Raw genomic sequence first — 3,735 nt, forward strand, 5'->3', positions numbered from 1 at the left:
GGCTGGTCGCGCGCCTCGGCGCCGGCGGCAGCGCCGGCACGCTCGGCCTGCAGCGCGACGGCGCGCAGTTCACGGCCCGGCTCAACGGCGCGCCGCTGCCCTCGCTCGCCGAGCTGGCGCGCGTGCTGCCGGTGCTGCTGCTGACGCCGGACAGCCATCGCCTGCTCGATGACGGCCCGCGCCCGCGCCGGCGCTTCCTCGACTGGGGCGTGTTCCAGCGCGACGCGGGCTTTCTCGCGCACTGGCGGCGCTGCCAGCTCGCGCTGCGCCAGCGCAACGCCGCACTGCGCCAGCCGGCGATGCTCAGAAGCCTGCCGGGCTGGGAGGCGGAACTCGTCAGTGCCGCCGGACCGCTCGATGCCGCGCGCGCCGGCTTCGTCGAGGCGCTCGCCGCAGCCGCGCAGCCGCAGCTGCAGGCGCTGCTGGACACGGACCTGCGGCTGACGCTCGATTACCGCCGCGGCTGGCCGGCCGGCCAGCCGCTCGGCGAGGTGCTCGCCGAGGCGCGCGAAGGCGACCGGCGCGCCGGTCATACCCGCCACGGCGCACACCGCGCCGATTTCGCCGTGCGCCTCGACGGCCGCCCGCCCGGCGAGGCGCTGTCGCGCGGCCAGCACAAGCTGCTGGTCGCCGCGCTGGTGCTTGCGCAGGCGGCGCTGTACCGGGAGACCTGCGGCCGGCCCTGCGTGCTGCTGGTCGACGACCTGCCGGCCGAGCTCGACGGGGCGCACCGCTCGCGTTTCGTCGAGCGTCTGGCCGCGACCGGCGCGCAGGTGTTCGTCACCGCGATCGAGGCGGCGGCCCTCGGCGGGACGCTGCCGGCCGATGCGCGCCTGCACCGGCTCGCGGCCGGCGCGCTGGTGGAAGTGGTATAATCCCGCTCCTGTTGCCGGGGACCTTATTTGATGAGCGAAACAAGCACTTACAACTCGTCGAGCATCCAGGTCCTGAAGGGTCTGGACGCGGTGCGCAAGCGTCCCGGCATGTACATCGGCGACACCGATGACGGCACCGGCCTGCACCACATGGTGTTCGAGGTCGTCGACAACGCCATCGACGAGGCGCTGGCCGGCTACTGCACCGAGGTGCGGGTCATCATCCACACCGACAATTCGGTCAGCGTCACCGACAACGGCCGCGGCATTCCGGTCGACCTGCATCCCGAGGAAGGCGTCTCGGCGGCCGAAGTCATCATGACCGTGCTGCACGCCGGCGGTAAGTTCAACCAGAACAGCTACAAGGTTTCGGGCGGCCTGCACGGCGTCGGCGTGTCGGTCGTCAATGCGCTGTCCGAATACCTGAAACTGACGATCCGCCGCGACGGCCACCTGCACGAGCAGGAATACGTGCACGGCGTGCCGCAATACCCGCTGAAGGTGATCGGCGATACCGAACTCGCCGGCACCGAGGTGCGTTTCCGCCCGAGCGGCGAAACCTTCACGCACATCGAATTCCATTACGACGTGCTGGCGCGGCGGCTGCGCGAACTGTCCTTCCTCAATTCCGGTGTGCGCATCTGCCTCGATGACGAACGCACCGGCAAGGCCGACGTGTTCGAATACCAGGGCGGCATCCGCGCCTTCGTCGAACATCTGAACCGCAACAAGACGCCGCTGCACGAAGTGGTGTTCTACTGCAATACCGAAAAGGACGGCATCGGCGTCGAGCTGGCACTGCAGTGGAATGATTCCTATCAGGAAAACGTGTTCTGCTTCACGAACAACATTCCGCAGCGCGACGGCGGCACGCACCTGACCGGTTTCCGCACGGCGCTGACGCGCACGCTCAACGATTACATGGAAGCCGAAGGCATCCTGAAGAAGGCCAAGGTCGCGACTTCCGGTGACGATGCGCGCGAGGGCCTGACCGCGGTGCTGTCGGTGAAGGTGCCGGACCCGAAGTTCTCGTCGCAGACCAAGGACAAGCTGGTTTCCAGCGAGGTCAAGGGCGTCGTCGAATCGCTGGTCGCCGAGCACTTCCAGGCCTTCCTGCTCGAACGCCCGGCCGATGCGCGCGGCATCACCGAGAAGATCGTCGAGGCCGCCCGCGCCCGCGAGGCCGCACGGCGCGCGCGCGAGATGACGCGCCGCAAGGGCGTGCTCGACATTGCCGGCCTGCCCGGCAAGCTCGCTGACTGTCAGGAGAAGGACCCCGGCCTGTCCGAGATCTTCCTGGTCGAGGGCGACTCGGCCGGCGGCTCGGCCAAGCAGGGACGGGATCGCAAGTTCCAGGCGATCCTGCCGCTGAAGGGCAAGATCCTGAACGTCGAGAAGGCGCGCTTCGACAAGATGCTGCAGTCGGCCGAGGTCGGCACGCTGATCACGGCGCTCGGCTGCGGCATCGGCCGCGAGGAATTCGATCCGGACAAGCTGCGCTACCACCGGATCATCATCATGACCGACGCCGACGTCGACGGCTCGCACATCCGCACGCTGCTGCTGACCTTCTTCTACCGGCAGATGAAGGAGCTGGTCGAGCGCGGCCACGTCTACATCGCGCAGCCGCCGCTGTACAAGGTCAAGAAGGGCAAGCAGGAACAGTACGTGAAGGACGACGGCGAGCTGTCGGCCTATCTGCTGTCGGCCGCGCTCGACGGGGCCGAGCTGCTGCCCGATGCCGTCAGCCCGCCGATCAGCGGCGCGGCGCTGGAAACCCTGGCGCGCGATTCGATGGCGGTCGCGCAGGTGATCCGCCGGCTCGCACGGCGCTTCGATGCGCGCGTGCTCGAACAGCTCGTGCAGCTGCCGCGGCTGCGCGCCGAAACCCTGCGCGAGGGCCGCGGCCTCGAGGGCTGGATCAAGACGCTCGGCGAGCGGCTGGCGGCGGCGGCCGACGACGGCTCGCAGTACACGGTGCGCCTCGATGCGCGCGAGGACGGCGAGGGTCACTGCCTGACGGTCGTGCAGCGCCGCCACGGGCTGGAGCGCGAATCGCGCTTCGCGGCCGAGTTCTTCGCGACGCCGGAATACGGCCTGCTCGCGCAGCTCGCCGACCGCATCGCCGATCTGTTCAGCGCCGAGACCACGATCCGCCGCGGCGAGCGCAGCCAGGGCGTCGACAGCCTGCGTGCCACCGTCGACTGGCTGCTCGACGAGGCACGCCGCGGCCAGCACATCCAGCGCTACAAGGGCCTCGGCGAGATGAACCCCGGGCAGCTCTGGGAAACGACGATGAACCCGGAAACCCGCCGCCTGCTGCAGGTGCGCATCGAGGATGCGATCGCTGCCGACGAGGTGTTCACGACGCTGATGGGCGACGAGGTCGAGCCGCGGCGCGAGTTCATCGAAAGCAACGCGCTGGCGGCGGCGAACATCGACGTCTGAACGCCCGTGCGCCGCGGTCCGTCGTGACCGCGGCGCGACAGCCCCGGCGGCAGCAACTCCGTAATCCACAGAAACGGTGGATGGCGCTGTGGATGCGGTGTGTTGATTGCGGACAAGTCCGGTGTGACGGCATTTACTGAATGCTGCCACGGCAATTCCGGCATGACCGGCTTTGCCGTGACTCGATAAAAGACGCCTGGTCTGATCCGCAATCCCCGGCAGGCTTGCAGAGCCGGAGCGTCATGCAGCGAATGTCCGCTGTGGACAATTCGGGACCGGCGATCCCGGTCCGGCCGGTTTTCCAGAAATCATCAACTGCCATTCCCGCCCTCGTGGCTGCCGATGCACCGGCCCGTGACGGGGATGGTGAAACGGAAACGCATCCGTCCAGCAGACAAATCCATTTGCCGGC

2 protein-coding genes are annotated in these 3,735 nt (G+C 68.5%); both read left to right on the top strand.

The features are described from left to right. The coding region (gene recF, locus PKE44_RS16375) for a DNA replication and repair protein RecF (RefSeq protein ID WP_324553318.1) at positions 1–875 on the top strand (875 nt) is incomplete at its 5' end. A 30-nt stretch (positions 876–905) separates the two neighbouring features. Continuing rightward, entirely contained in the window at positions 906–3,323 is a 2,418-nt protein-coding gene (gene gyrB, locus PKE44_RS16380; protein WP_324553321.1) for a DNA topoisomerase (ATP-hydrolyzing) subunit B, read from the top strand. The last annotated feature ends 412 nt before the right edge of the window (positions 3,324–3,735 follow it).

The sequence above is a fragment of the Plasticicumulans sp. genome (genome assembly GCF_035331805.1).
In the GTDB taxonomy this organism is placed as follows: Bacteria; Pseudomonadota; Gammaproteobacteria; order Competibacterales; family Competibacteraceae; genus Plasticicumulans.